General features: G+C 36.0%; 27 protein-coding genes and 1 riboswitch. Of the genes, 8 read left to right on the top strand and 19 right to left on the bottom strand.

Translation table 11 applies throughout. The features are described 5' to 3' along the window. Positions 1-56 precede the first annotated feature (56 nt). From EGH73_RS12530 to EGH73_RS12545, 4 genes are read right to left on the bottom strand one after another with little or no spacing between them, the layout of a single operon-like run. Positions 57-650, bottom strand: a complete 594-nt coding sequence (locus EGH73_RS12530) for a DUF4126 domain-containing protein (protein ID WP_089767990.1) — start codon at positions 648-650, stop codon at positions 57-59. A 43-nt stretch (positions 651-693) separates the two neighbouring features. Further along, entirely contained in the window at positions 694-1,065 is a 372-nt protein-coding gene (rnpA, locus tag EGH73_RS12535; protein WP_089767992.1) for a ribonuclease P protein component, read from the bottom strand. A gap of 1 nt (position 1,066) precedes the next feature. Continuing rightward, positions 1,067-1,795 carry a tRNA threonylcarbamoyladenosine dehydratase gene (locus EGH73_RS12540; protein ID WP_089767993.1) on the bottom strand — a complete coding sequence of 243 codons (729 nt, stop codon included), beginning with the start codon at positions 1,793-1,795 and terminating at the stop codon, positions 1,067-1,069. Continuing rightward, on the bottom strand, positions 1,788-2,411 hold the full coding sequence (locus tag EGH73_RS12545; protein WP_123282130.1) for a TatD family hydrolase: 624 nt from the start codon (positions 2,409-2,411) through the stop codon (positions 1,788-1,790). The genes EGH73_RS12540 and EGH73_RS12545 overlap by 8 nt, the downstream gene beginning before the upstream one ends. A gap of 159 nt (positions 2,412-2,570) precedes the next feature. Here EGH73_RS12545 and EGH73_RS12550 point away from each other — a divergent pair, with 159 nt between their 5' ends. Further along, positions 2,571-3,200: a TetR/AcrR family transcriptional regulator gene (locus EGH73_RS12550; RefSeq protein WP_123282131.1), complete on the top strand. Its 630-nt coding sequence runs from the start codon at positions 2,571-2,573 to the stop codon at positions 3,198-3,200. Here EGH73_RS12550 and EGH73_RS12555 read toward each other — a convergent pair. Then, positions 3,197-4,342: a serine hydrolase domain-containing protein gene (locus tag EGH73_RS12555; protein ID WP_123282132.1), complete on the bottom strand. Its 1,146-nt coding sequence runs from the start codon at positions 4,340-4,342 to the stop codon at positions 3,197-3,199. The genes EGH73_RS12550 and EGH73_RS12555 overlap by 4 nt on opposite strands. Positions 4,343-4,425: 83 nt before the next feature. Here EGH73_RS12555 and EGH73_RS12560 point away from each other — a divergent pair, with 83 nt between their 5' ends. Beyond that, positions 4,426-5,667 (top strand): DUF445 domain-containing protein, encoded by a 1,242-nt coding sequence (locus EGH73_RS12560; RefSeq protein WP_123282133.1) that lies wholly within the window; start codon positions 4,426-4,428, stop codon positions 5,665-5,667. Between the two features lie 41 nt (positions 5,668-5,708). Here the strand turns inward: EGH73_RS12560 and EGH73_RS12565 are convergent, their stop codons facing one another. Then, a complete protein-coding gene (locus EGH73_RS12565) occupies positions 5,709-7,376 on the bottom strand; it encodes a DUF6909 family protein (protein ID WP_089768003.1) in 1,668 nt (555 codons plus the stop codon). Between the two features lie 358 nt (positions 7,377-7,734). On the opposite strand from EGH73_RS12565, the gene EGH73_RS12570 reads away from it, so the two are divergent. Both EGH73_RS12570 and EGH73_RS12575 read left to right on the top strand, forming a co-directional pair. Next, positions 7,735-9,933: a glutamine synthetase III family protein gene (locus tag EGH73_RS12570; protein WP_123282134.1), complete on the top strand. Its 2,199-nt coding sequence runs from the start codon at positions 7,735-7,737 to the stop codon at positions 9,931-9,933. Positions 9,934-10,156: 223 nt separating this feature from the next. Continuing rightward, positions 10,157-10,813 carry a C40 family peptidase gene (locus EGH73_RS12575; RefSeq protein ID WP_123282135.1) on the top strand — a complete coding sequence of 219 codons (657 nt, stop codon included), beginning with the start codon at positions 10,157-10,159 and terminating at the stop codon, positions 10,811-10,813. A 273-nt stretch (positions 10,814-11,086) separates the two neighbouring features. On the opposite strand, the gene EGH73_RS12580 is transcribed toward EGH73_RS12575, so the two are convergent. Beyond that, a complete protein-coding gene (locus EGH73_RS12580) occupies positions 11,087-12,100 on the bottom strand; it encodes an aminoglycoside phosphotransferase family protein (RefSeq protein ID WP_123282136.1) in 1,014 nt (337 codons plus the stop codon). A 56-nt stretch (positions 12,101-12,156) separates the two neighbouring features. Here EGH73_RS12580 and xrtF point away from each other — a divergent pair, with 56 nt between their 5' ends. Together xrtF and EGH73_RS12590 are read left to right on the top strand one after the other, a co-directional pair. Beyond that, entirely contained in the window at positions 12,157-12,687 is a 531-nt protein-coding gene (gene xrtF / locus EGH73_RS12585) for an exosortase family protein XrtF (protein WP_123282137.1), read from the top strand. After that, complete coding sequence (locus tag EGH73_RS12590) at positions 12,680-13,105, top strand: exosortase F system-associated membrane protein (RefSeq protein WP_123282138.1); 426 nt, start codon at positions 12,680-12,682, stop codon at positions 13,103-13,105. Before xrtF ends, EGH73_RS12590 begins: the two co-directional genes overlap by 8 nt. On the opposite strand, the gene EGH73_RS12595 is transcribed toward EGH73_RS12590, so the two are convergent. The 12 genes from EGH73_RS12595 to thiM all read right to left on the bottom strand — a co-directional run bounded on the left by EGH73_RS12595 (position 13,102) and on the right by thiM (position 25,131). Beyond that, positions 13,102-14,100, bottom strand: a complete 999-nt coding sequence (locus tag EGH73_RS12595; RefSeq protein WP_123282139.1) for a cation diffusion facilitator family transporter — start codon at positions 14,098-14,100, stop codon at positions 13,102-13,104. The two genes, EGH73_RS12590 and EGH73_RS12595, sit on opposite strands and share 4 nt — an antisense overlap. A 51-nt stretch (positions 14,101-14,151) precedes the next feature. Beyond that, a complete protein-coding gene (locus EGH73_RS12600; RefSeq protein WP_123282140.1) occupies positions 14,152-15,171 on the bottom strand; it encodes an aspartate-semialdehyde dehydrogenase in 1,020 nt (339 codons plus the stop codon). A gap of 32 nt (positions 15,172-15,203) precedes the next feature. Next, entirely contained in the window at positions 15,204-15,632 is a 429-nt protein-coding gene (locus tag EGH73_RS12605; protein ID WP_123282141.1) for a hypothetical protein, read from the bottom strand. An 86-nt stretch (positions 15,633-15,718) separates the two neighbouring features. Then, complete coding sequence (locus tag EGH73_RS12610) at positions 15,719-19,021, bottom strand: TonB-dependent receptor (protein ID WP_123282142.1); 3,303 nt, start codon at positions 19,019-19,021, stop codon at positions 15,719-15,721. A 61-nt stretch (positions 19,022-19,082) separates the two neighbouring features. Beyond that, a complete protein-coding gene (gene nadC, locus EGH73_RS12615; protein ID WP_123282143.1) occupies positions 19,083-19,946 on the bottom strand; it encodes a carboxylating nicotinate-nucleotide diphosphorylase in 864 nt (287 codons plus the stop codon). Continuing rightward, on the bottom strand, positions 19,943-21,550 hold the full coding sequence (gene nadB, locus EGH73_RS12620) for an L-aspartate oxidase (protein WP_089768023.1): 1,608 nt from the start codon (positions 21,548-21,550) through the stop codon (positions 19,943-19,945). The genes nadC and nadB overlap by 4 nt, the downstream gene beginning before the upstream one ends. A gap of 33 nt (positions 21,551-21,583) precedes the next feature. Beyond that, on the bottom strand, positions 21,584-21,877 hold the full coding sequence (locus EGH73_RS12625) for a type II toxin-antitoxin system RelE/ParE family toxin (RefSeq protein WP_123282144.1): 294 nt from the start codon (positions 21,875-21,877) through the stop codon (positions 21,584-21,586). Further along, a complete protein-coding gene (locus tag EGH73_RS12630; RefSeq protein ID WP_089768027.1) occupies positions 21,877-22,101 on the bottom strand; it encodes a hypothetical protein in 225 nt (74 codons plus the stop codon). The genes EGH73_RS12625 and EGH73_RS12630 overlap by 1 nt, the downstream gene beginning before the upstream one ends. 130 nt (positions 22,102-22,231) lie before the next feature. Beyond that, positions 22,232-22,882, bottom strand: coding sequence for a thiaminase II (gene tenA, locus EGH73_RS12635; protein WP_123282145.1), 651 nt, complete (start codon positions 22,880-22,882; stop codon positions 22,232-22,234). Beyond that, on the bottom strand, positions 22,869-23,702 hold the full coding sequence (thiD, locus tag EGH73_RS12640) for a bifunctional hydroxymethylpyrimidine kinase/phosphomethylpyrimidine kinase (RefSeq protein WP_089768030.1): 834 nt from the start codon (positions 23,700-23,702) through the stop codon (positions 22,869-22,871). The genes tenA and thiD overlap by 14 nt, the downstream gene beginning before the upstream one ends. Beyond that, positions 23,699-24,337, bottom strand: coding sequence for a thiamine phosphate synthase (gene thiE, locus EGH73_RS12645; protein WP_089768031.1), 639 nt, complete (start codon positions 24,335-24,337; stop codon positions 23,699-23,701). Before thiE ends, thiD begins: the two co-directional genes overlap by 4 nt. Further along, entirely contained in the window at positions 24,337-25,131 is a 795-nt protein-coding gene (thiM, locus tag EGH73_RS12650; RefSeq protein WP_177165157.1) for a hydroxyethylthiazole kinase, read from the bottom strand. The genes thiE and thiM overlap by 1 nt, the downstream gene beginning before the upstream one ends. Before the next feature lie 65 nt (positions 25,132-25,196). Beyond that, a riboswitch (TPP riboswitch) is annotated at positions 25,197-25,289 on the bottom strand. Positions 25,290-25,514: 225 nt separating this feature from the next. Here thiM and mraZ point away from each other — a divergent pair. Both mraZ and rsmH read left to right on the top strand, forming a co-directional pair. Beyond that, on the top strand, positions 25,515-25,982 hold the full coding sequence (gene mraZ / locus EGH73_RS12655) for a division/cell wall cluster transcriptional repressor MraZ (protein WP_089768035.1): 468 nt from the start codon (positions 25,515-25,517) through the stop codon (positions 25,980-25,982). Between the two features lie 81 nt (positions 25,983-26,063). Beyond that, positions 26,064-26,957: a 16S rRNA (cytosine(1402)-N(4))-methyltransferase RsmH gene (gene rsmH, locus EGH73_RS12660; protein WP_123282146.1), complete on the top strand. Its 894-nt coding sequence runs from the start codon at positions 26,064-26,066 to the stop codon at positions 26,955-26,957. Positions 26,958-26,959: the final 2 nt, after the last annotated feature.

Consider the following 26,959-nt stretch of genomic DNA (forward strand, 5'->3'; position numbering starts at 1 on the left):
AACCCTAAAGGGAGCAATTTTTAAAATAGAAAACCACCAAAATTTTGGTGGTTTTTTTATGGATTATCAATAGTTGTATTCCTGATTTTTCGCCAGATTTTTCGCCCAAAAATAATAACTAAAATCAAGAGAGCTAATGCCAGTATGAAAGCAATAACCGGTAAAAAGATTGAGAGAACAGACATCAATCCAGCTCCGGCTGTTTCTGTTGTAGCTATGACGTTATTACCTATTCCTGCAGTAGTTGCGGTAGAAGCGGCACGTGTTCCGGCAAACCCTGCTGCTATGGTTGCTGCTGTTCCGCCACCTGCAATTATTGCCAAAGCCCATTGTGGAAATGTACCTAACTCTATAAACTGACTTGCAAAAAGAACAGAGCCAGCTACTGTGGCGAGTGGAACAGTTACGGTATCTAGAAAATTATCAACCACGGGAATGTAGTAAGCCAGAATTTCTACTAATGTTGCGACTCCTGTGACAATGAGTGTAGGCAGACTAGACAACCATTGGAAGTTATCATTCATAGGAATCCAGCCTAGATATGAGGCAAGACTCACGGCAAACAAAGGTAAAAAAACACGAAAACCTGATGCCGCAGCAAGACCGATTCCAATGAAGGAACTCAGGATGTAAGGTAAAATATCACTCATTTGTAATTTTTATAAGATTAAAATTACAAATTAAAAAAGAATATTATCTCGTTTTCTTTTTACAAAGTTCAAGGAAATTCTTTTCCAAATCTGAATAGTGCTCAGGCATTTCCTTGGAAACCCAAAATAACATAGCCAAAGATTTCTCTCCAAATGCTTCTTTATATATGGATTTATTGAGTCTGTAAGCTTCTCTGAGTAAACGTTTTAAACGATTCCTGTCGACGGCCTTTTTAAAGAATTTTTTAGATACGGATACTCCCGTTTTGTTGCTGTCTAAAGTGGCTGTATCATTGGGCGTTAGATAAATAATCCTGATATTGTCCACAGAAAGCCATTTCCCTTTTTTGAACAAAAGGTCAATATCTGATTTTTTTTTCAGCTTTTCTTGTTTCGGAAATCCGTGCTGTTTCAAATTAATTTTTTCTTCCTGTTAGATAATTGATGACCTCTGCAGCAGCATACAATCCAAAAATGGCTGGAATAAAACTGATGGTTCCATAAAAAGATTTTTTAAAGTTGCTTCCATCCGTTAGTTTAAGGCTGTTTTCATCTTGTAGCTCTGTAGAGAAAACACATCTAAAACCTTTAGTGATTCCTTCTTTTTTCAATCTTTTTCTTACCTGCTTTGCCAGCAAACAGTTGTTTGTTTTTTGCAGGTCTCGTACCATTACTTTACTCGGGTCCGATTTTCCGCCGGCGCCCATTGACGAAACGAGTTTAATTTTGTGTCGTCTGCAGGTTTTTATAAGCGTAAGTTTTGGGGTGAGAGAATCTATGCAGTCTAGCACGTAATCAAATTTTTCTGATTTTATGAGCTCTTCCATTCTTTCTGGCTCCAGAAACTCGTTGATTTTTGTAAGCTTGAGTTCTGGGTTAATGTCCATCAGTCTGTCTCCAACCAATTCCACTTTATGCTGTCCAATTGTAGAATGTAATGCTGGTAGCTGTCTGTTGATATTGGTAATATCCACCACGTCACCGTCTGCAATGATCATCGTTCCGATTCCGGCTCTTGCCAGAAATTCTGCGGCAAATGAACCAACTCCCCCTAATCCCACAACTAGGACTTTTGCATTTTGCAATCTTTCTAATCCTTCGTTTTTTATAAGCAGCTCTGTACGCTCCAGCCAGTATTTATCCATTATGTCGAATATTGCCAAGATTTTCCCACATTTGATTCTTAAGATTTTCAACAGAAACAGATCTAACTTCGGCTATTTTTTCATATAAATCTTGTATGCTGAAATCCGAATTGTCTGTTTCCAAAAACAACCTGTCTATGGGAATATTTCTGATAATTTTTTGCAAAGATAAACTTTCCAAAGCTGCTCTTCCAAAACTGAGATAAAAACCAGAATTCAGAAGTTCTTCCGCAATCTTTTCTTTCTTATTAAATCCGTGGATAATTAATGGGATTTTAGCTTTTTTGAAATGTAGAATCTGTGAAAAACGTCTCACACAATGGATGATTACAGGTTTTCTAATTTCTTCTGCCCAAGATAAATGAGCCTGGAATACTTCATTCTGCAGTTTTTCATCAACTGTAATTAGTCCGTCCAGCCCGCACTCGCCTACTGCAATACAGTTTTTATCTGACGTTTTTTTTTTAATTTCTTCAAAATCTGACTTCCAGTTTTTTGTAATATCCTTAGGGTGTATTCCTGCTGAAAACATAGAATCTGGAATGGCTTCTAGATGATTAAGATTATATATTCCCTGCTTAATCTGTTTATGATGATGAAAATCTAGAAAATCCATAGTCAAATATAAAAAGTTTATATTAAATAAAAACATTTTGAGATGAATTAACTCATTGACTTTCTTTTAAATTTCCCTACAAATTCTATAATAGATTCGATTGCTAAAATGTTTTATAATTGATGAAATAATATTATTTTTACATTCTGTTCTATATATATGAAAAAAAAATTTACAGAGAAACAAATAAAAATTCTTGATGTCGCTGAGGAGCTTATTGCTAAAAAAGGCTTTGATGGTACTTCGGTTAGAGATATCTGCTCAAAGGCAAACATTAATGTTGCAATGATTTCCTACTACTTTGGCTCCAAGGAAAAGATGATGTCCTATCTTTATCAATATCGGGTGCAACGTACAAAAGAAAGTTTCTCCGAGTTTGCTCAGACTATAAAGGAGGGAAAACCAGAGATGCAGATGAAGGAGATTGTAAATTATGTGATCTCACTGCTATTCAAATACAGTTATTTTCACGGATTTGTGACACAGGAAATGCGCTCATTAGATAATGTTAAAGATGATCTACTGGAATTTTATCAGACTTGTGTTATAAGGATAGAAGAAATAGTGAAAAGAGGGATCGTTTCCGGAGTTTTCCATAACGCACCGAAATCCGAAGATATTCTTACAATGATTATTGGTTCCGCATTATTCGTCATCAGAAATAAAAATTTTTATGAACAGTATGTTCCTACAAATAATGAGGCACAATATCAGAAAGAATCAGAACAAAAACTGAAAAATAGCATACTACTAAGTGTTTTTGCTATTTTGGACTATGAGCAAGATTAATTTTTAGTCATCATTTTCAATACCTCATCAATATAAAGTTCGGTTTCTTTTGGCCTGTTTTTGCTATCTTTCTCGTCGCCTTCTTTCTTCCCTAGACGGATGATGATCATATCATATTGGGGGATAACTACTACATATTGCCCGTTGAGTCCGCGCATATAATAATGGGGAATTCTATAGTCATTATTAATCCATAATCCCATTCCATAGGCGCCATTAGAGTTTTCGGTGGGAGTTGTCATCTCATTGATAAAGTTTTCACTGATGAGCGGAACACCGTCAATTTTTCCTTTATTAAGAATCAGATATCCGATTTTAGCAATATCCCTTGCGTTAGACTGGATGCAGCAAAAAGACTTTTCTATACCCATATCGTCTGTAGACCAATCAGCATCATTTTCCATACCAAGAGGTTTCCAAAGCATTGAAGATGCGTACAGTGATAAGGGCATTCCTACAGCTCTGCCAATAGCAAATCCTAAAAGTTGTGTGGCGCCACTCTGATATTCGAATTTTTCGCCAGGCATTGTTATTAGTTTTTTATTAAAGACAAGATCTGCCAATGAAAATCCATAATACAGAGCGGCATTTGGACCTAATGGATTTTTATAATCTTCTTTCCAGTCCAGCCCGCTTTCCATAGAGGCCAGATTTCTGAGGGTGAGATTTTTACCAAAATCATTAGGACTAAACTCAGGATAAAAGTCTGAAAAATTCTGATCTGCATTTAGAAATCTACCATCATCAATAGCTTTTCCAAGAAGAAGAACCGTGATGGTTTTAGCTAATGAAAAGGAATTGCTTGGTTTATATTTTCCATAGCCGTACCAATAATGTTCCTGAAAAATTTTTCCGTTTTTCACTACCAAAAAAGCTGTAGTTTCTGTTTCTTCAAGATGTTTTTTTAGAGAGTTTGTCAGTTTTATTTTATTATAAAAATCATCTGTGGTCCAGCGTTTTGGTTGCCCTTTAGAAATAATCTTCGAGGGAAAATATTTTCCATCATCTATCGTAGAACTATTTTCACCTTTCAGATAAGTTAATCTTGCAGCACGGAACAGATAACTATAACCGGAGACGTATATGAGAAGAATTATAGAAGCAATGACGAGTAGGAAAACCTTGAAGATCTTTTTTAACATTCTTGATAGATTTGTTGTAAAAATATTTAATTTAATCAAATATTGATAATTTTGTTTGGAACGATTTTCGATTTTTCTAAGATATGAATGATGTACAGAAAAAACAGCAACTCAGGCAATATAAGACATTAGCAACAGGATTATTTATCCTGATGATGATGACTTTTATAGCGATGACCATTTTGCAGAAACAAAGTCAGTCGCATTGGATAGGATATATTAGAGCCTTTTCAGAAGCTGCGATGGTAGGTGCTTTAGCAGATTGGTTTGCAGTGACTGCGCTTTTTAATTATCCGTTAGGTGTTAAAATTCCGCACACCAATCTCATCGAAAATTCGAAAGAAAAGATAGGCGATAATCTAGGGAACTTTGTGGTCGATAACTTTCTTTCTCCGGAAAATATTCGTCCTTATATTCAGAAACTAAAAGTTTCGGTTTATGTTGGGGATTGGCTTTCCAAAGAGAGGAATCAAGATGTTTTGATTAATGAATTATCTTCAATTATCAAAGATATTGTCAATAAACTGGATGACGATGCTGTGGTAAAATTCATCTCTGGAAAAGCTGAGGAAATGACAGATTCCATCAAATTAAATTCCATCATAGGCAATGGGATCGAATATCTTCTCAGTAAAAATGATCATCAGAAAATCATCACCAACCTGAGCGCTCAAGTCAAAGGTTACATTCTCGAAAATCAGCAAATGATTTCTGAAAGAGTGCGAAAGGAGAGTTTTTTCCTGATTCCAAAATCAATTGACAATAAAATCGCAGAAAAAATCACCAAAGGTTTGAGCGATTATTTTCTGGAAGTGGAGCAAAATGCAAATCATCCTTTACGAAGTGAAATCACCAATAAAATCCTCGATTTTTCGAAAGAGCTGAAAGATGAGCCAAAATGGAAAACGGAATTTGAATCCATCAAATCTGATTTTCTTCAAAGTGATAAAATCAAACAATATTCATCCGATATCTGGCAATCTTTGAAATCGTCATTAATCAAAGAACTTTCAGAAGAAGATTCTACATTGAAATCTTACGTCAAAAAAAATATAGACGAATTTGTCGCAAATCTTCAAAACGATGAACAGTTCCAAAACCGAATTGATGGCTGGGTGAGATTAACAGCGTATAAATATATTCTGAAAAACACACAGAATTTTGGTGAACTCATCAGCACAACTGTTGGCAACTGGGAGGGAAAAGAACTCAGCAGAAAGTTAGAGCTTGAAGTTGGAAAAGATTTGCAATTTATCCGAATCAACGGAACCATTGTTGGTGGCCTGGTAGGTCTGCTGATTTATACGATTGCGAATTTTATTTAAAATTCAAAATAAAAAAGCCTCCAATTAGGAGACTTTCAATTTTATTTTTTCTCAAGGATTTTCTCGATGATTTTATGTGTAATCATATAGGTTGGTTTTACACCAGTCAATCCAAGTCCACCAGAAGAAAGTGTGCTTCCTGTCTCTAAAGGATTATCCGAAGCGTAATAAGCATACATTACAAATAAATCAGGAGAAATATGATGACGGATTTTGCTTGCTACCTGAATCGCTTTTTGATAATGCGCTCCTTCCATTTCCAGTCCAATCGCTTTCCAAGAGGTTGTCATAAAGTAAGATAAAATGTCTTTGTTCTGAAGCGATGTTCCCAAAACAGTGATCATCGGTCCTTCGAAAGATTTGATCTCATCATCTACAAAATCAGTCGCTTTTAGAGCGTTTTCGAAAACGTAATTATCAGCAGTTCCTTCAAAAATGTGAGAAGTTGGAATCATAATATCACCTTTTCCTCCGGTTAGGATTCCTGCTTTACCCATTATAGAAACGGATTTAACCTTCATCATATATACTTCGCCTTTCACTTCGTATGGTCTTAGCAATTCGTCCATTACCTCAAAAGCTTGTTCCCCAAATGCGTAGTCAAAAACCAGGATAACATCATCTCCTTTGAATTTCTGATCCGCAAAAACCGTGTTTTTAAGTTCAGTTTTAGCAAGGTCTATGATTTGAACGTCGATATTGCTGCCGCTGTTATCATCAATATAAATCATTCCCTGTTTTTCAGCATATTCTAGGACTTTAGTTTGAAGTTCTTTTTTGTTACTGATGTCCGCAAATAATTTATAATCAACCTCTTTTGTTCCTTTTTTATTAAGAGCATCATTGGCAAAAACCATATTTTTAACCGAGTGCATATTCGCACTGATGATGTGAAGCGGACGCATATGAAGGTCGTTTTCTACCAGGACTTTCTTGATTTTGTTTGCCCATCTTTCCCCGAAAAGGTGATGGCCAACTCTTTCCTGAAGAATTGCTGAAAAGTAAATTTCTCTTTCTCTGTTTTCCTTCCAGTCTTCCAGGCTAATCTGACCGAGCCAGTAAATAATCTTGAACAAGCGGTCGGGATTTTTATCATCTCCGAAGTTGTTATAAGCATTAAGTGTTTCATCAAAAGTTCGTCCTAAAAAAGAAGAAAGATGAATCAATGCGACTTCTTTTTCTTTTCTGCTGTATTTTTTTTCTCCTTTCGCAACTTCTTCAATGATATTCCAGGTTCTCTTGGCGCGGCCTTCATTTTCCAAATCGAAACCGATATTCCTGATTTTGTCAGCTTCTAAATAAAGGAAAGTCAAGTGAGTCAGTATGTCATAAATCTCAGAACGTCCCAAAAGAACTTCGATGTTCATTTGATGTTCATCGATTCTATAGCAGTTTCTTCTACGTTTTTTCGGAACAATAGGTTCAAAACTTCCTTTGTCAAAACCTTCGTCAGAAGTCAGGTGGATGAAAGAACACTCCTCGATGCCTTCCGGAAGACGGTCAAGAACATAAAGTAAACCGTCCAGCTCTATTTTATTGGGGATGCTCATGCTTCCGTAGATTTCCGGATTGATTACCATTAAGAGTTTTCTTAATGACTCACCCGACACTCCAGACGGTTTGAAAAATCCTCTATAGAATAAGTGTCTCATAGAGACATATAATCTTTCGATAGCTTCTGTGGTTTCTCTTGCTCTTGAATTTGCCATATAATAAAATTTTTGTAAAAGTTTGCTAAGATATGAAATTTATTTTAAATCATATTTTAATTCTTAATGATTTGAATTTCAAATAGTTTGATATTAAAAGTGTTTTGATTATTCAAATTTTATAACAGTTTCTAAAGTTAAACTTTCCCCACTGATTTCAAAAATTAAATTAGATTTATATTCAGTTGAAATAATCGTAATTTTTATTTTATATAATTGATGGGTACTGTATTGTATATTAAAGGGTGTCTTAATGTATTTTTTAAAATTTTATCAAAGTTAATTAAAAAATGAGGGGGCGTTTTAATTTTGAATTGTATTTTTTGTAAATTTGCCCTGTTTAAAATAACACACTTTTATGTCAACATTAAGATTTAAAGCCTTAGCCGAGCTTCCTTTCAGAAATTACCGAAAAGATAATTTCGTAGAAGTTCCTGCAAAACTATCCGAATTGTTTTGTCAGAATGTATTCTCAGAAGAGACAATGAGAGAATATTTAACAAAAGAAGCATTCAATTCTATTTTGGATGCGATTAAAAAAGGAACAAAAATCCAGAGACATATTGCAGATCAGGTGGCGGTGGCTATGAAAGATTGGGCTTTGTCAAAAGGTGTGACGCATTACACGCACTGGTTTCAGCCGTTGACAGGTGCAACTGCAGAAAAACACGATTCTTTCTTTACGCCAATTGAAGGGGGTAGAGCAATCGAGAGATTCAGTGGCGGTATGTTGATTCAGCAGGAGCCCGATGCTTCTTCTTTCCCAAATGGTGGAATCAGAAACACTTTCGAAGCCAGAGGTTATACCGCTTGGGACCCAACTTCTCCAGCTTTCATTATGGGGACTACACTTTGTATTCCTTCCATTTTTATTTCTTATACAGGAGAAGCATTAGATAATAAAACCCCTTTGTTAAGAGCGCTGAATGCTGTTGACGAAGCGGCTACAGATGTAATGAAGTCTTACTTCGATAAAAATGTAACCAAAGTTTCTCCAACTTTAGGGTGGGAACAAGAATATTTCTTGGTAGATACAGCTTTGTATCAATCTCGTCCAGATTTGGTTATGACTGGAAAAACTTTGTTAGGACATTCTCCGGCGAAGGGACAGCAGTTAGATGATCATTATTTCGGTTCGATTCCTACAAGAGTAATGAACTATATGAAGGAATTGGAAATAGAATGTATGAAGTTGGGAATTCCTGTAACGACTCGTCACAATGAGGTGGCGCCTAACCAATTCGAGTTGGCTCCAATGTTTGAAGAAGCGAACGTTGCGGTTGATCATAATTCTTTATTAATGGATATTATGGCGAGAATTGCTCATAAGCATCACTTCCATATTTTATTTCACGAGAAACCATTTGCTGGCGTAAACGGAAGTGGTAAACATAACAACTGGTCTCTTGGAACGGATACAGGTGAAAACCTTTTGAGCCCAGGAAAAAATCCTAAGAAGAATCTTCAGTTCTTAACTTTCTTTGTTAACACTTTGAAAGCAGTTCACGATTATGCAGATTTGTTGAGAGCAAGTATCGCATCTGCAAGCAATGACCACAGATTAGGAGCGAATGAAGCGCCACCAGCTATTATCTCTGCATTTATCGGAAGTCAATTATTCGGCGTTTTGGAGGAGCTTGAAAAAGTAACCGATGGAAAATTATCTCCTGAAGAAAAAACCGAACTTAAACTTAATGTTGTAGGAAAGATCCCTGAGATTCTTTTAGATAACACAGATAGAAACAGAACTTCTCCATTTGCTTTTACTGGAAATAAGTTCGAAATCAGAGCAGTTGGTTCTTCTGCAAACTGTGCGGAAGTAATGACGGTGATGAACGTAATTGCTGCAAAACAATTAAGAACTTTCAAAACTGAAGTAGACGCTTTGATTGAAACTGGTCTTAAGAAAGATGAAGCTATTTTCAATATCCTTAGAGAATATATCAAGCAGTCCAAGAATATTATGTTCGAAGGTGACGGTTATTCCGAAGATTGGGCGCAAGAAGCAGAAAAAAGAGGACTCAACAACCTTAAAACTACGCCAGAAGCACTTAAGGAAGAATTGAACAAAAAATTTGTTGACCTGTACGAAGAACTAGGAATATACTCGCACCGTGAGTTCGAAGCTAGAAACGAAATCAAGCTAGAGAAATATTCTACTGTAATTGATATCGAAGCCAGAGTTTTGGCAGATATCGCAAGAAACCACATTATTCCTGCAGCACTTAACTATCAAAACAGATTGATTGAGAACGTTAAAGGTCTGAAAGAAATCTTCGGAGACAAAGAATTCAAAACTTTGGCAAAAGAACAATTGGAATTGATTTCTGATATTTCCCGAAATGTTTCTCAAATTAAAGTTGGCGTTGACGAACTGCTAGCAGCCAAAGAAAAAGCTAAAAATACTTCTGGAAGTCAAAAACAAGCCGAAGAATATTGTAATAACGTCATTCCTTTCTTCGAGGTAGTAAGAAAAGCTTCTGATGCATTGGAAATGATGGTTGATGACGAATTATGGCCAATGACGAAATATAGAGAATTGTTATTTACTAGATAGACAATTTCTAAAACGTTAAAAAGTCTTAACTAAAATTAAAACCGCAAAATCTAAATAAAGGCTTTGCGGTTTGTTTTTCTTTAACATTCTAAAAAAGACTGTTAAATTATGTTAAACTGAAGTGCGATGAATTTGATTTCAAATGCCCTGTCATGAGTATTGGCTATTTTTGCTATGCAATGACAAAAAAAACCTCAAGTTTAACACAAATAATTAAATATATATGAAGAAAAGAGTTCTAATTTATATCGTATTTGTGACCACATTTTTTTCGCTTCAGTCTTGCGTTTCTAACTATGTGGTTTCTAATAATGAAACATACAAAACTGATGCCAAGTTTGCGTCATTAAACATTCAGCCGGTTGTAAATAATACGCCAAGTAAAACGCAAAAAGTTTTAGCAGCTATTTCTAACACCAGCGCAGACATCAAAAGATCTGCAATAGAAAACGCCATCAAACACAGCAATACAATAGACAACATCTTGTCCGAAGCTGAAAGTTACCTAGGAACACCGTACAGGTTCGGAGGAACTTCCAGAAGCGGAATAGACTGTTCAGCGTTCGTATTGTCCGTTTTTGGTACAGCAGCTGGGCTGAATCTTCCAAGAGTAGCAGCACAGCAATCCCAAGAAGGTGATTCTGTAGAAAAAACAGAACTTCAGAAAGGTGATCTGGTGTTTTTCTCACACAGAGGCAGCAGAATTTCGCACGTAGGAATCGTGGAAGAAGTAACAGCGGACGGGCAAATAAAGTTTATACATGCTGCAACATCTAAGGGTGTTATGGTTTCATCTCTGGATGACAGCTATTGGGGTCCAAAATTCAGATTTGCAAAACGAATTATTTCCGAAAACAAACTAAGTGTATTAAATAATTAGAGAGACTGAAAATATTTCAGAAAAAACCTTAGAAGCAATTCTGAGGTTTTTTTATTTTTATGTCATAGCGAAGCAGGAAGTACTCTAAAGAAAATGCTAAGGAGCTATTTCCCGCTTTCCGTTGCAATCTTTTTTGCAGACAATTTCCATTTCTATAAACCCGAAGTTCACGCAAAAAACGATTTCCACTGCAATCGGGGCTAGGGATTTTCTTTATCCAAACAGCATTTGTCAGTTAAATTTTATTGTCATTTGGCAATGAGACTCTCGAACTCAGTCAATAATCAATGTCTCAATTTTGGCTTGTACTTCTTTACTCTTCAACCTTAAGATAATAAAATACAATTCCGGAAACTGCAGTGCGATCTCATCCCAGCTTTGTGTTAGTTCATAAGCGTTTTCAATGCCTTGTACCAGACTAGCCAGAAAATGCTTTTTACGCTGGATCAAACCACGGAAACCATAAGCGCCCAGAACCTGAAGAAAACGCATCAGTTTCATCCATTCAAAAGATTCTGCTAGGTTTTTTTTATCATCATCATTCCAAAAGGAGAGATAATAATCCAACATTTCAGATTTGAATTCTTTTGTGAAATTTGCCTTTGCCTGAAAAAGAAAGGAAATCACATCATAGGTTGCCGGACCTTCCATCGCAGATTGATAATCAATAAAGAAAACCTCATCATTATCACTCACTAAAATATTTCGCGACTGGAAATCCCGGATCATCAAGGTTTTTGGCTTCAGATTCTGGATTCTTTCAGAAATTAGCTTGAATTCTTTAAGTAATGTTGATTTATGATACTCAATTTCCAGCACATCCACTAGGTAGTTTTTAAAATAATAGAGATCGTGTGTGATGGGCAGATCATCATACTTTTCATATTCGAAGCTGTTGCGAAATTCTGTTTTTCCCAAAGTTTTCATCTGTAACTGGAATAATTTTTCAAGACTTTTCCGCACCAGTGATTTTACACGTTCACTTTGCCCTTCATTAGAAATTACTTCGGAAAGCGTTTCATCCCCAAGAAATTCCTGAATGTAAAGCGTATGATCTGTATTGATTTTGAGGATTTTGGGCGTGTTAAGATTCAGACTTTCAAATAAATCTGATAAATAAAAAAATGCATTATTCTCGCGGAGATTTTCATTGTAGGTTACGACATACTTCTGCGTTCCTGACTGTCCGATATAATTGATTCTTGAAGATCCGCTTTGTGGCAGCGCTGTGAAAAAATCTGCTTTCGCTTCTATAAATTCTTCAAAAAATTCCTGATGATTCTGCATAAAACAAAGTTAATTAATAATAGAATTTGAACCACGAAAAATTGTAATTTTACTTTATGAAAGATTTTCTTCCCGTTCTGAAGATCCTGCTGAGATTTGTGATTATTTATATAGTTCTGGTATTGCTTTACCAATTTTATCTCAATTCCTATTCTGCGGAGGTGGTAGATCCGTTTACTAGAAATGTAGCAGAACAGGTCGCATCTTTCCAGTATTTTCTAGGTTTTCCGACGACTTTGGTAGACAGCATGAAACTCCACAGCGTACTTTTTCAGACTTCCGGAAAATATACGACAAGAATGGTGGAAGGTTGCAATGTGATATCTGTTGTGATTCTTTACGCCGCTTTTATTTTTGCGTTTTATAAAGGCGCCAAAACTTTTCTATATGGGTTGGTAGGCATTTTTTTGTTACATATTCTAAATGTTCTAAGAATTGTATTGCTTAATATTATTTTCCTGAAGTACCCTCAATATGAAAAAATCGGACACGATTATATTTTTCCGTCAATCATTTATGGCGGCGTTGTCATTCTGTGGCTGGTTTGGATTCAGTTTTTTGCATTGAAAAGAGAAAAAGATGCTTAGATGGATTCTAGTTTTAGCCGGTTTTATAGGGCTGATTGCAGTGCGCGGCTTAGAAGGCAAGATTTTCTACGATCCATTTCTGGCCTATTTCAAGTTGGCAGATCAGTCTGCTTCATTCCCAGAGTTTGTGTGGGGAAAACTATTTTTCAGCTATCTTTTCAGATTCGGCTTGAACACTTTTTTTTCTTTGATAATCATTCATTCTATCTTCCAAAATAAACATTGGACAAAGCAAGCATTGGTATTAATACTTCTTGTTTTTGCCATTACTTTTCCGATCTACTTGTATTGTATCAATGATGAGTTCCGATTCGGATATCTTTTTTCTTTTTATGTGAGAAGATTTGTCATTCAGCCATTAACGCTGATTCTCATTATTCCGATTTTTTATTACAGAAAAAAGATGATTCTGAATTAGTTTTCCTGCGTGTGTTTATCTGGCTGCGAAATATTCTCACCATTCCATTCTATCTTTTTTGTAAATGCTTGCTGGCGAACTGGGCAGTTATCAACCCGACAAATAGCACAAGAGGTTGGTTTGCAATCATCCATATGAAAATTGAATTCCACTGTTCTATCGGTGTTTTTTGCAATTAGTTTAATGACTTCTTCCATCTCATCGTGAGCTGTTCTTAACTCGAAATACCAGGGCAAAGTAATGTGTGCATCTATATGAAGCCTGCTACCAAATTGCTGGATTTTCATATTATGAACATCAATCCATTCTGGTTTTCGATTTTCATTAAGGAAAGTGGCTAGTCTTTCCAGCATCTCAGGATCAGCTTCATCCATAATTCCACTTAGAGATTTTCTGATGATTTTGTATCCGATGACAATAATGTAGAATCCAAAAATTAGCGCTACTACAGAATCTAACCAAATCAATTTTGTGAAGTAAACCAAAACTAAACTGGCAACAACCCCCAAAGTCGTAATAGTGTCAGATTGCAAATGCTTTCCAGAAGAAATGAGGACAATAGAATTCTCTCTATTCCCTTTCCGAATCGAGATATAGCCAATAATGTAATTGATAATAGCCGTTGCTGCGATAATCCAAATTCCTAAATCCAGTTTACTAAGAACTTTGCCAGAAATCAAGCTGTTGGTACCTTCGTAGATAATCATTACACCGGCAATACTAATCAAAGAACCTTCAATAGCGGATGTTACAAATTCGACTTTCCCGTGTCCGTAAGGATGATTTTCATCTTTTGGTTTTGCAGCAAGATATAAGGAATAAAGTCCAAGAAAAGCACTGATTACGTTCACGATGCTTTCCATTGCATCGGAGAATACAGCATCAGAATTTGTCAATTTCCACGCAACTAATTTTCCAACGAAAAGGATAATCCCGACAACAGCGATCCATTTTTGAAACGCAATATTGGAATTTGTTTTTTTATTTGTCTTCATTACTAAAAAAGAATCTTCGAGATTTTCGAAGATTCTTTAGATTTTGTTAGTTTAAACTAAGTTGTTTGCTACTAGGTATTCTGCAATCTGAACTGCGTTTGTAGCAGCGCCCTTTCGGAGATTGTCTGCTACAATCCAGAGGTTGAGCGTTTTAGGTTGAGAAAGATCTCGACGGATTCTTCCAACGAAAACGTCATCTTTTCCTTCAGAATATAATGGCATTGGATACTCATTATTTCTCACATCGTCTTGAAGTGTTACACCAGGCGTTTCAGAAAGTATTCTTCTTACTTCATCAAGATCAAATTCATTTTCGAATTCGATATTAACACTTTCAGAATGTCCGCCTTGTACAGGAACTCTAACAGCAGTTGCAGTCAAATTGAAAGTATCGTCGCCTAGGATTTTCTTAGGCTCTTTCATCAATTTAATTTCCTCTTTGGTGTAATCGTCATCAGCGAAAACATCACAATGCGGCAATGCATTTTTGAAGATTTGGTAAGGGTAAACTTTCTCAGGACTTTCTCCTTTGATTTGGCTCTCTCCGTTCACCGAATATTCTATTTCAGAATTCAATTGATCAACAGCAGCTTTACCAGTTCCGGTTACAGACTGATAAGTAGAAACTACAACTCTTTTGATGTCGTATTTTTGATTCAAAGGGTGAAGAACCATTACCAATTGGATTGTAGAACAATTTGGGTTAGCAATGATTTTATCTTCTTTTGTCAGAACATTAGCATTGATTTCAGGAACAACCAATTTTTTAGTCGGATCCATTCTCCAAGCCGATGAGTTATCGATCACTACTGTTCCAACTTCGGCAAATTTTGGAGCAACTTCCAAAGAAGTTCCACCGCCAGCTGAAAAAATAGCGATCTCGGGTTTGACTGCAATAGCGTCGTCCATGCTAACGATAGTGAATTCCTTGTTCTTAAACTTAATCTTCTTACCAACAGATCTCTCTGATGCTACAGGAATTAATTCGGTGATTGGAAGATTTCTCTCTTCCAAAACTTTCAGCATAACTTGTCCAACCATTCCGGTTGCGCCTACTACAGCTACTTTCATTGTTTTAAATTAATTAAAATTGTTAATAATATTTATCCAAAAACTCTAGCCCAAGGGAATGCAAATACAAAAAGTGCAATTGCAACCAATCCTAATGACATAATAGGAATAGTCAGTTTTTCGATTGTTTTGAATTTTTTATTGATGATTGTCATTAACACAGCTGCGATTAACATAGAGAATGGATGTTCTACATAAGTGAATCTTAAATCAGCATTTTTCATCACCATACTCATATCCAGCCCCTTTGTGAAATTGGTTATCAACATTACGATTCCAATCAAAAACTGAACGTGAAAAAAGATCATTGTAAACAAAGTTACTTTTCTGAATGCTTTGGAAATGTTACCGCTGTAACCAAACATTGTAACCAATAAAAGGATAAGAAATGCGGCTACAAGTAATAGCTCAAGATAAGCAAAACCTTTGTGAGCGTGAAGTAGAATGTTATAAAATTCCATAGTCTGATTTTTTTTGATTAGCAAATATAGAAAAATCCCGACAGATTGCCGGGATTTGAGTTGTTAATTAAAATGTAATTCTATGATTAGAAAGAATATTTAAATCCTAACATCATATTCCAAGTAGTAGCAGTTGTGCTTGCTGGTCTTGTTGGTTTTTTTAGAAGTTCATTATTATCACGTAACATCGTGAAGCTTGGGTCTGGAGTAGCTGCAGTTCCTGATTTTGCTAATACGGCAGCACCATATGAGCTAACCATATAATCCTTGATTCCCCAATCAGAATTAATTAAATTACCGATGTTAACAATATCCAAAGTAATCTGAACTTTGTCTCCTTTCGTAGCCATATTGTTGAAAATAGTCTGGCTTAAACGAACATCAACCCTGTTTGTCCAAGGAAGTAAGAAACCGTTTCTTGGAAGAATCTGTCCTCTGTATTTTTCAAGACCATTGTCAGAGATAAACTGATCAAAAGCTTGCTGCTGCTGAGCTGCAGTATATTGAACTTGTCCGTTTGAAACAATATCAACAAATTTTACACCTTGTGCAGCTGTAGGGATATACATCAAATCATTTGCAATACCGTCACCATTCACGTCATTAGAATAATAATAAGAGAACCTACCCTGGCTAGAACCGGAATAGTAAATACCAATCGTTGTATTCTTTATATTATAAGTAATGTTTGCAACCACTCTATGTGGGATCGCATAGTTGGATAGTTGTAATACTTCTTCATTAGGCGAATCGATTGTTGGAGAACCACCCCAAGCAGATGATGCACTTGATCCTGCATTCGCAGATACTTCTTTTGCTTTTGAGTAAGTATAGAATACAGATCCAGAAAGACCATTCCAAGGAGCTATGTTAAATCCACCTGTTGCAGAAAAAGAATATCCTTTTTTATCTGTGTTTGTTAAGACATAAGCATTGTTTGCTCCAAGTGCTGTGTTGTATTGATAAGAAGCAGCAGTTGGATAATATGCTCTATCTGCGTATGTCATTCTTTCAGTTGATGCTTTTCTGTTTGCGCCAAACTGGAAGATTGCATTAACATCTCTTGTGTAAAGAATATCTGAAGTGAATGTTACTTTAGTATTCGGGATTTTATAATCGATACCTAAACTTGATCTCCAAACAGAAGGCATTTTAAAGTTCTGATCTACTAAAGAAAAAGAAGATGGAGCACCAACTTTTGGACTAGAAATAAATGGTGTTACCTGAGCTCCATTAGCGGTGTAATAAATAGGATTATTTACATAATAGTATGGATCTGTTTGGAAACGAATTTGTCCAATCCATGGAGCGACAGCTGCGTAACCATTAGGCTCAATTGTATTTTGTAGTACTCCTGCACCTGTTGGCATGTTAGTTAACCATACAAATGGTACACGTCCTGTGAAAATACCACTTCCCCCGCGGATAATTAAACTTCTGTCTCCAGCAACATCATAGTTAAAGCCAAATCTTGGCGATAACATTACTTTAGAATTAGGCCATTCTCCAGAAGAATAATTTTTAGGATTTCCATTTACATCTAATAATGTTAATGCATCAATAGATGGATTTGGAGTTAGGTCATTAAGATAAAGTGGTAACTCAGCTCTTAAACCTAATGTGAAGTTGAATTTTTCATTAACTGTAAATTTATCTTGAATATAAGCTGAAGCTAAACCAAAATTAACTCTTGCATATGTATCTTGGCCAGCATATGGATAAGTCAGACCATACATAATTGGCGCCACTTCGTTAGCTGTACCTGTTGTTAAGAAATCCTCAACAGATTTATACCTATAATATCCAGTTCCCATACGAGTGTAGGAATTTCCGAATTTTTGCAATTCGAAAGCAACACCTCCTGTAAAAGTATGTTTTCCTGATGTATATGTAAGGTTATTGATGAATGAATAGTTATTGTTTATAACATCATTCTTATAAGAGAACAATTCTGTTCCAAAGCTCATGTAGTTTCCTCCTGTTGCAGAACCATCCCAGATATCTACAAATGGGAATAACTGATTAGAAGGTGTAGATCTTGTATCTTGAATTTGAGAATAAGTGAATAACAACTTATTAGATAACTTGCTATTGAAAGTTGAGTTCAACTCGGCAGTAATAGACTGTACAATATTTTCAAATCCATAATTACCATTCTCAAACGTCATAGAGTTTGCAGAAACACGATTGAAAGAAGATCTTGGCTGAGGACCAGAGTTTCCGTTAGCGATTTGCATAGAATTCGCTTTCATATAATTATAACGAACAGCAAACTTGTGTTTATCACTAATGTTCCAATCTAGTCTTGCTAAGATTTTATCTCCACTTTGTTCTGCTTCATTAGCATAGCCTTGGTATCTTCCTGGATCATAGCCCCAAACATTAATCAAGTGATTTCTAACTGCAATTAGATCAGATTCTTTAACTCTTGTAATGTTATTTGCCGCGTCTGCTACTCCATTCTGAGAAGCTTTCCAAAGATTAGCTCCAGAAGCATTAGCTCCGGTAGCAATTTCTCTTTCCGCACTTAAGAAAAAGAATAATTTATCCTTAACTATTGGCCCACCTACAGTAAGACCGTTAGTCATTTTCACACCAGATACTTGGTCTAATTTGTCACCGTTGATTTTCCAGCCAGTTAGCTCTTTTCCAGTATAATAACCATAAAGAGATCCGTGAAATTTATTTGTACCCGATTTTGTTACAGCATTGATACCAGCTCCCGTGAAACCAGATTGTGTAATATCAAAAGGAGCAATGTTTACAGAAATCTCTTGGATAGCATCCAAAGAAATAGGCTGTACAGCTCCACCTCCAGGAATAGGGTTTGAACTTAAACCAAATCCATTATTAAAGTTAGCACCATCAATTTGCAAATTGTTGTATCTTGCATCTCTACCAGCAAATGAATTTCCATTAGCCTGAGGCGTCAATCTTGTAAATTCTGTAATGCTTCGTGACGTTTGAGGTAGCTCTTGGATTTGTTTTTGTCCAACGTTGGTTGCTGCACCATTTTTATTAGTGTTAGTCTTTCTGTTTCCAGTTATGACAACTTCACCAATATCAGTAGTTTTTACACCGTCTTTAGCATTAGCATTCAACACAAAAGGTTGACCTAATTCCAAATAAACATCTTCATAAATAAGTGGCTTCTCGTTACTTTTAGAAATTTCTATTGTATACGGACCACCAACACGCATGTTCGAAATCGTAAAACTTCCAGAAGAATTAACTGTTCCTGTATAGACAGTTCCTGTTGGGACGTGGGTTGCTTTTACCGTTCCACCGGCTGCGTTTGCATATACACCTTGCACACTACTTGTTGTTACCTGTGCAGTTGCAGTGAAAAAACCGGCAAGTAAAATTGCAACGATTAGAGTCTTTTTCATTTTCCTTAAGATTTATGTCGCAAAAGTCTTAAAAAAAATGATAACTCCTGTTAAGAAAGTGTTAAATTTTTAAAGCCTTGAGACTCAGGTCGATATTGCTCGAAGAGTGAGTTATTGCACCCGCTGAGATAAATTTAACGCCAGTTTTTGCCACCGAATTTAGCACCTCGCGCGTAATTCCACCGCTTGCTTCTGTCTCAGCTTTTCCATTAACTAGATTTACTGCTTTAGCCATCATTTCCACATCCATATTATCAAACATAATTCTGTCAGCACCAGATTTTACAGCTTCTTCAACTTCTTCAAGGTTGCGTGTTTCAACCTCAATTTTAAGTTTCAGCTTGTTTTTCTTGACATAATCTTTTGCCATTTTCACGGCATTGGTAATACTTCCGTTATAATCGATATGATTGTCTTTCAGCATTATCATATCATAAAGGCCATATCTGTGATTGGTTCCGCCACCAATGGCAACTGCCCATTTTTCACAGACGCGGAAGTTTGGTGTAGTTTTTCTGGTGTCAAGAAGTTTTGTTTTGGTTCCGACTAATCTGGAATCCCAATCGTGAGTCATAGTTGCAATGCCACTCATTCTTTGCATACAGTTCAGAACCAAGCGTTCAGTAGAAAGAATCGACCTCGCTTTTCCGGAAACTATAAAAGCAACATCCCCTTTTTTAGCAGGCTGCCCATCTTTAATAAAAACTTCAACATTGAGATTTTTATCAAAATATTTGAAAATAATTTCTGCCAATTCAACACCAGCTAAAATGCAGTTTTCTTTGACCAAAAGCTGTGCTTTCTGCTCCAGATCTTTTGGAATGGTTGATAATGTAGAATGATCTCCATTTTGGATGTCTTCTTCCAAAGCTGTTTTTATGAATTCTTTTAAAACTTTATCTGTTGCGTATGCTGGTCTTTTCATTGCTTTTTAATTTCTTTTATCAATAATGGTTTCGTCGCCAAATCTTTATTATAAAATGCGCCTTTGTTCTCTTTCATTTCCAGAGAATGTTTAATAATCAGATAAGAAACATTCACAAGATTTCTCAGTTCAGAAAGCTGTGGCGAAAGTATGGAATAATTATAAAGTTCTGTCACAGCTTCATAGATCTCACGTTGTTTTTTCTTCGCCAATTCTAATCTCGCATTACTTCTCACGATGGCGACCAAATCGCTCATCATTTCCTGAAGTTGTTTTCTGAGATAAGTTACCAGAACCATTTCATCCATCATTTTCATTCCTTCTTCATTCCATTCCGGAACAGCTTTCAAATCATCAAAATTAAAATCATTTTCTTTAAGAAGTTCCACTGTTTTCATCGCTGCATTATGACCAAAAACCAAACCTTCCAATAAAGAATTCGAAGCTAAGCGGTTGGCACCGTGAAGTCCAGAATTGGTGCATTCTCCAACTGCAAAAAGATTTTTGATGGAAGATTGACCATTTTTGTCCGTTTCAATTCCGCCCATCAGATAATGACAAGCTGGAACCACGGGAATCAATTCTTTCATCGGGTCGATGCCTTCATCCATACATTTTTGATAGATATTCGGAAAGTGATGCAGGAATTTTTCTCTGTCCATTTCCCGGCAGTCCAAGCCTACATAATCGTCTCCGCTGATTTTCAGTTCATTATCAATGGCTCTTGCAACAATGTCCCGAGAAGCCAATTCTTCGCGTTCATCGTATTTTTGCATAAAAGGTTTTCCGTTTTTGGTGCGAAGTTTTGCGCCATCCCCACGAACGGCTTCGGAAATCAAAAACAACATTCCGTCTCTTTTAGAATACATCGCCGTTGGGTGAAACTGATAATACTGCATATTCGAAACCTTGCCTTGTGCTCTGTGAACAAAGGCAATTCCGTCTCCAGTTGCGATAATCGGGTTGGTTGTGTTTTTATAAACGTGACCAGCGCCGCCAGTTGCAACTAAGGTAATTTTCGAAGTGATTTTTTTGATTTTCTTATTTTTCTCATCCAGGATATATGCACCATAACAGTCAATGTTTCCTTTGTCAAATTCCTTTCCGGGAACGTGGTGTTGGGTAATAAGATCGATGACATAATGATGAGGAAGAATCTCGATATTCGGAGAATTGTTAACGGTTTCCAAAAGTGCTCTTTCGATTTCGAAACCTGTGATATCTTTATGATGAACAATTCTGTTTTCTGTATGTCCACCTTCTCTTCCTAATGAATATTTCCCTTTTTCTTGATCAAATTTTGCGCCCCATTCCACGATTTCATTAAAACGATGAGGAGCTTCTTCCACCACCATTTTTACAATTTCTGGGTCATTGATGTAATCTCCAGCCCGCAAAGTATCGTCGATGTGTTTTTGGAAATTATCTTTAGAGAAATCTGTTACGACAGCCAATCCGCCTTGTGCGTATTTGGTATTGCTTTCGTCTTCGTTGGATTTGGTGACGATTGTTATTTTAGTGTCTGGTAATTGTTCGGCAATTTTGATGGCGTAAGATAAGCCCGAGATTCCGGAACCGATTACAAGAACGTCTGTTTTTATCATTTTAATTTTGAAATTGTAGGATTATTAAGGATATTAAATCTTTGGATAACTGTCAGGATTGGATTTGGCAAAACGAATGCCGTAAACCTTGACTACTTTTTCCTCTTCATTAATAATATAATGAATCATAACGGGGAAGTTTTTGACTTGTCTCAGACGAAACTCATCAAATCTTATTTGGAAATAGGGAATTTCTTTAAGTTGGTCTAATGTATCATTGAAATTAGTAAGAAATCTTGCCTTAAGTTCTTTAGAAATTGCTCCATAATAATCACTAGCATCTCTAAGGTCAGATTTCGCACTTTTTAGAATTGAAACTTTGAACATTATAAAAAGTTATCTTTAATAGCGTCCCAATCTTCAAAATCTGCTTCTTTAGCTTCTGCAAGACGCTTTCTCATTAATGCTTTCTCATCTTCAGAAATTTCAAAATCAAGTTCTTCTTCTTTCGGAAAAATGATAACCTCAGCATATTCTGCATCGAAGTTTTCTGGAAGTTCGATGTTTAACTTATGGTTTTTGACCTCAACGATTTGTCTGATAGCATTCATTTTATTTGAATTAATAATTAAAATTACAGAAATTTGATGAACTTATCTACAGGTTTTCTGACTTTTTTGAAATTCTGGAAAATATTATCTTTTGTAAAAACAACAAACAGACAGGTTGTTTAGGTTTTAATCAGTTCCATTTTTTCAAATCATAAGCCGCTTCCCAAAAATAATATTCCATTTGTGATGCTGTGATAAAAGCTTCGGTCATTTTTTCTCGAATAGCTTCGGTTGTTTCGGAGGCAATTTTGTCGCAAATATCAATTGCTTGCTGTACAGCAACGCCGAATTCTTCGCCACCATAAGTATCAATCCATTTCTGGTAAGTATTGTTTTCTGATTTTAAGTTGTGATAGATATGGTCTCCTACTTTTTTATAAATCCAAAAGCAGGGCAAAACGGCAGCCATAGCGATTTCTATTGCATCTAAGGCTGCTGTACTTTTTAAAAAATGAATATAATGATGACAAGCTGGCTGGATTTTTCCTTTTTCCGTTAATCCAAAATCCTCAAAATAAGATTCGTGTAAATTATTTTCTACAACTATTGCATTTTCTGCAAATCGGGTAAAGATTAATGTATCTTTTGCATCATAAGCTCGGGCTGCAATTAATGCCAAAGCTCTCCCGAAGTGCTCAAGGTACAAAGAATCCTGCGCCATGTAGAACTGGAATTTTTCTTTGGGTAAGCTTCCGTTTGCTAACTCCTGAATAAAAGGCATTTCTAAAATAGATTGGTATCTATTTTCTATTTGTTTCCACGCAGTTTCAGACCAATTCATTTTTGATTAATTTATCTGGGTTAAAAAAGTGATTCAGAGGACCGTTTCCTTTTCCGGTAACAACATCTTTTCCGTTTTCAATTGCTTTATAAACATATTCTTGAGCCAAAGAAACGGCTTTGTTAAGAGACTCTCCTCGAGCTATATACGAAGCAATAGCAGATGAAAGCGTACAGCCAGATCCGTGAGTATTATTAGTTAAAAATTTATTGGTTTCAAAAGAAGATTGTTTTCCGTTTTCTTCAAAAAGCAATGATGTGATAGTAGAAGTTTGCTGATGTCCACCTTTTAGGAGAATGTTTTTACAACCTAATTTTGAGATTTTCTCCCCTGCAATATGCATGTCATCCAAATTTTTAACAACCATATCAGCTAATATTGCGGCTTCGTCCATATTTGGTGTAATTATGTCTGCAATTGGAAATAGTTTTTGGACAATTGTGTTGATAGTTTCTTCTTCAATCAATAGATGTCCGCTTGTGGCAACCATTACAGGATCAAAAACGATGGGTACTTTTTTATATTTGCTTAAAGTTTTTACTATTATTTCTACCAATTGTGGTGTGTGAACCATTCCAATTTTTATAGCTTGGGGAAAGATGTCATCAAGGATTGCCTCGATTTGATCTGCAACAGCTTCCATCGGGATCGGGTATATTTTGCGCACACCTTGTGTGTTCTGTATTGGAAGAGCTGTTAATACGGAAGTTGCATAACAGCCTAATGAGGAAATCGTTTTAATATCTGCTTGAATTCCTGCTCCGCCGCTACCATCAAAACCGGCAATAGTTAAGACGGAACTATAAGTATATTTTTTCATTTCAGTATTTCATTTTTAAGCTTATAAGCTGCTTTTTCCGGATTGTCAGAACCACAAATTGCAGATACAACAGCAACCGAATCTGCGCCAGCTTTAATAATTGAAGAAGCGTTATTTATATTAATATTTCCAATCGCAACCAATGGTTTTTTGGTAAGAGAACGTATTGTTGAAAGTCCGTTTAGCCCCCATTCGGTTACGGTGTCTTTTTTAGTATCAGTAGAAAATATTGGGCTGATGCCTAAGTAGTCTGATAATGCGGTATTATTGTTTTCTAGCTGATCAAGATACTCGATAGAATATCCTATCAATTTATTTTGAAAAACGCCATCTTTTCTCAATTCATAAGGAGTGATATCATTATTCCCTACATGAATTCCGGCAGCAGCAGATTTTTCAGCCACTTTGGGATTGTCATTGATAATCAGTGGGGTGTTGTGTTTGTCTGTAATCTCTTTTAAGAATAAGGCTTTTTTAAGGAAGTCCTTAGTAGAAATATCTTTTTCCCTTAATTGGATAATATCAACACCGCCAAGAATGGATTGTTCTGCAACTTTAAGAAAGTCTTTACCTAAACAATCTTTTTCGGAAATCACAAGATACAGCTGATATGGAAATGATGGATGGAGAGCCATTATTTTGTTAGCTTTAAATGAGAATTAAATTCTTTATCCGTAATATTATAAAGCTTATCAATAATATTGAGCTGTAAACTTCCTGGTCCGGAACTATTTTTGGCAGCTAATTCTCCAGATATGCTAAGTAAGCTCAAAGCGGCTGCTGCGGCTTCGGATTTGTTTTCTATAACACCAATGAAAGCACCGACAAGAGCCGTAGCTGTACATCCAAGACCTGTAACCTTTGTCATTAATGGATCGCCATTATCAAGAAAAAGACATTGATGTTTATCTATAACTATATCGGTTTCCCCCGAGATACAAACCACGGAATTATGATTTTTAACAAGGGTTGTTGCTGCATCAATCGCTTCATTGCTCATAGCTGTACTGTCTACTCCTTTCGTAACAGTGTTGTTAAGTTTCGCAAGTGCGATAATTTCAGAAGCATTACCACGAATAACAGTAGGATTTAAAGATAATATTTCGCTTAGAACAACATCCCGATAGGGGGTTGCACCCGCTCCAACAGGGTCTAACACCCATGGTTTTTGTAAAGAATTTGCTTTTTTCGCCGCAATCATCATTGATTCATGCCAATATTCATCCAAGGTACCGATATTAATGACCAGAGAGTGGGAAATGCTTACCATATCCTCTACTTCGGGTTTTGCATGCGCCATAATAGGCGAAGCACCGATTGCCAAAAGTGCATTGGCGGTATTGTTCATCACTACATAATTGGTGATGTTATGAACGAGAGGTGAGGATGTTCTTACTTGGAGGATGTGTTGCCAAAGATGATTTTCCATTTTGATATTTATTTAAAAAAACAAACGCTTCAGGATAATCCGGAACAACAGTCGGTAGTTTAGAATACAAACTTATTGCTTTTTCCTACGCCGATATTAGCCGGATCAGGTTCAAAGGGACTCTCTCAATTCTTTTCAGAATACCCCTAAAGCATATTACAAAAGTATTGAAAAATATTTAAATGAAAATGAGAAGAGATACAACCAGTAAGCAATTAAAAGAAAAGCCTATAATAATACCTGTTTTTGATAATTTCCATATAATCCATTTGAACTCAAATAATTAACAATATATATGATTGTTGAAAAAAGTTATGAACATTAAGTAAAAATGTGGGCAAAAGTGGTAAAATGTGGTAAAAATTTATATAAATTTGCTCCAAATGAAAAATTTCATTGGAACATATGAGTGTAAAATAGATGACAAGGGGCGCATCAAACTGCCTGCTTCGCTTACGAAGCAGATGGAACACTTTGCAGATGAGCCATTTGTAATCAAGCGTTCGGTGTTTCAGAAGTGTCTTGAGGTCTATCCTATGAAACCTTGGGAAAAACTGATGGCAAAAATAAACGGTCTCAACCGATTTATCAAACAAAATGCAGATTTCATCAGGATGTTTACGGCTGGAGTCAAAACCGTGGAGATGGATAACGTTGGTCGTCTGCAAATCAGCAAAGATTTGACGCAGTATGCTAATCTCAGTAAAGAAATTGTGATTACAAGCGCGGGTGAGCTTTTCGAGATTTGGGATAAGGATTCTTACGAACAAGTCATTTCTGTTAGCGAATCTGATTTCGCCAATCTTGCAGAAGATGTGATGGGAAACCTTGATTCCGAGGAGTCAAATTAATAATTAAGAAAGAGTAATTAATAGGTTCTGAAACCGATTATTAAATCATTTATCAATCATCATTCATCAATTATAAAAACAATGTATCATAATCCTGTCTTATTAAAACAAAGTGTAGATGCTCTGGTTACCAATCCAGACGGGATTTATGTGGACTGTACTTTTGGTGGAGGCGGTCACTCTAGAGAAATTTTAAGCAGGCTTTCCGAAAAAGGAAGGTTATTTTCTTTTGACCAAGATTTGGATGCGTTGAAAAATACGATTGATGACCCGAGATTTACTTTGGTCAATCAGAATTTTAGGTTTATAGAAAATTCGATGTTGGCTTATGGGATTTCTCACGTTGATGGAATTTTAGCAGACTTAGGAGTTTCTTCTCATCAGTTTGACGAAGCGGAAAGAGGATTTTCCACAAGAAGCAATGCGCCTCTTGATATGAGAATGAATGTGATGCAAGGTCTTGATGCAAAGAAAATCATCAACGATTATGAAGAAGAAGACCTCGCGAATATCTTTTATCAATATGGAGAATTGAGAGAATCTCGAAAATTGGCAAGAGAAATCGTTCATCACAGAAAAACTAAAAAAATCAATACGACTGAGGATTTGAAAAATCTCTTCAGTTATATTCCTGCATTTAAGCAGAACAAATTTTTTGCTCAGGTTTTTCAGGCAATCCGAATTGAGGTTAATCAAGAGCTGGAAGTTTTGAAAGAAATGTTGGTTCAATCTTACAAGATTTTAAAAGTTGAAGGAAGATTGGTCGTGATTTCTTACCATTCTTTAGAAGATAGATTGGTAAAACGTTTCCTGAAAAACGGAATGTTCGAAGGTGAGCCTCAGCGTGATATTTACGGAAATTATGCAAAGGCTTTTGAGTTATTAAAGACAAAAGCAATCATTCCGGACGATAAAGAAATAGAAGAAAACTCAAGAGCGAGAAGTGCAAAAATGAGAATTGGAATAAAATTGTAATG

It is taken from the genome of Epilithonimonas hominis (genome assembly GCF_003730015.1).
Lineage (GTDB): Bacteria > Bacteroidota > Bacteroidia > Flavobacteriales > Weeksellaceae > Epilithonimonas > Epilithonimonas hominis.

Excerpts from the sequence above, each read along its gene's own strand:
- EGH73_RS12530 (WP_089767990.1), bottom strand. The coding sequence starts at position 650 with ATGAGTGATATTTTACCTTACATCCTGAGTTCCTTCATTGGAATCGGT.
- EGH73_RS12540 (WP_089767993.1), bottom strand. The coding sequence starts at position 1,795 with ATGGATAAATACTGGCTGGAGCGTACAGAGCTGCTTATAAAAAACGAA.
- EGH73_RS12545 (WP_123282130.1), bottom strand. The coding sequence starts at position 2,411 with ATGGATTTTCTAGATTTTCATCATCATAAACAGATTAAGCAGGGAATA.
- EGH73_RS12550 (WP_123282131.1), top strand. The coding sequence starts at position 2,571 with ATGAAAAAAAAATTTACAGAGAAACAAATAAAAATTCTTGATGTCGCT.
- EGH73_RS12555 (WP_123282132.1), bottom strand. The coding sequence starts at position 4,342 with ATGTTAAAAAAGATCTTCAAGGTTTTCCTACTCGTCATTGCTTCTATA.
- EGH73_RS12560 (WP_123282133.1), top strand. The coding sequence starts at position 4,426 with ATGAATGATGTACAGAAAAAACAGCAACTCAGGCAATATAAGACATTA.
- EGH73_RS12565 (WP_089768003.1), bottom strand. The coding sequence starts at position 7,376 with ATGGCAAATTCAAGAGCAAGAGAAACCACAGAAGCTATCGAAAGATTA.
- EGH73_RS12570 (WP_123282134.1), top strand. The coding sequence starts at position 7,735 with ATGTCAACATTAAGATTTAAAGCCTTAGCCGAGCTTCCTTTCAGAAAT.
- EGH73_RS12575 (WP_123282135.1), top strand. The coding sequence starts at position 10,157 with ATGAAGAAAAGAGTTCTAATTTATATCGTATTTGTGACCACATTTTTT.
- EGH73_RS12580 (WP_123282136.1), bottom strand. The coding sequence starts at position 12,100 with ATGCAGAATCATCAGGAATTTTTTGAAGAATTTATAGAAGCGAAAGCA.
- xrtF (WP_123282137.1), top strand. The coding sequence starts at position 12,157 with ATGAAAGATTTTCTTCCCGTTCTGAAGATCCTGCTGAGATTTGTGATT.
- EGH73_RS12590 (WP_123282138.1), top strand. The coding sequence starts at position 12,680 with ATGCTTAGATGGATTCTAGTTTTAGCCGGTTTTATAGGGCTGATTGCA.
- EGH73_RS12595 (WP_123282139.1), bottom strand. The coding sequence starts at position 14,100 with ATGAAGACAAATAAAAAAACAAATTCCAATATTGCGTTTCAAAAATGG.
- EGH73_RS12600 (WP_123282140.1), bottom strand. The coding sequence starts at position 15,171 with ATGAAAGTAGCTGTAGTAGGCGCAACCGGAATGGTTGGACAAGTTATG.
- EGH73_RS12605 (WP_123282141.1), bottom strand. The coding sequence starts at position 15,632 with ATGGAATTTTATAACATTCTACTTCACGCTCACAAAGGTTTTGCTTAT.
- EGH73_RS12610 (WP_123282142.1), bottom strand. The coding sequence starts at position 19,021 with ATGAAAAAGACTCTAATCGTTGCAATTTTACTTGCCGGTTTTTTCACT.
- nadC (WP_123282143.1), bottom strand. The coding sequence starts at position 19,946 with ATGAAAAGACCAGCATACGCAACAGATAAAGTTTTAAAAGAATTCATA.
- nadB (WP_089768023.1), bottom strand. The coding sequence starts at position 21,550 with ATGATAAAAACAGACGTTCTTGTAATCGGTTCCGGAATCTCGGGCTTA.
- EGH73_RS12625 (WP_123282144.1), bottom strand. The coding sequence starts at position 21,877 with ATGTTCAAAGTTTCAATTCTAAAAAGTGCGAAATCTGACCTTAGAGAT.
- EGH73_RS12630 (WP_089768027.1), bottom strand. The coding sequence starts at position 22,101 with ATGAATGCTATCAGACAAATCGTTGAGGTCAAAAACCATAAGTTAAAC.
- tenA (WP_123282145.1), bottom strand. The coding sequence starts at position 22,882 with ATGAATTGGTCTGAAACTGCGTGGAAACAAATAGAAAATAGATACCAA.
- thiD (WP_089768030.1), bottom strand. The coding sequence starts at position 23,702 with ATGAAAAAATATACTTATAGTTCCGTCTTAACTATTGCCGGTTTTGAT.
- thiE (WP_089768031.1), bottom strand. The coding sequence starts at position 24,337 with ATGGCTCTCCATCCATCATTTCCATATCAGCTGTATCTTGTGATTTCC.
- thiM (WP_177165157.1), bottom strand. The coding sequence starts at position 25,131 with ATGGAAAATCATCTTTGGCAACACATCCTCCAAGTAAGAACATCCTCA.
- mraZ (WP_089768035.1), top strand. The coding sequence starts at position 25,515 with ATGAAAAATTTCATTGGAACATATGAGTGTAAAATAGATGACAAGGGG.
- rsmH (WP_123282146.1), top strand. The coding sequence starts at position 26,064 with ATGTATCATAATCCTGTCTTATTAAAACAAAGTGTAGATGCTCTGGTT.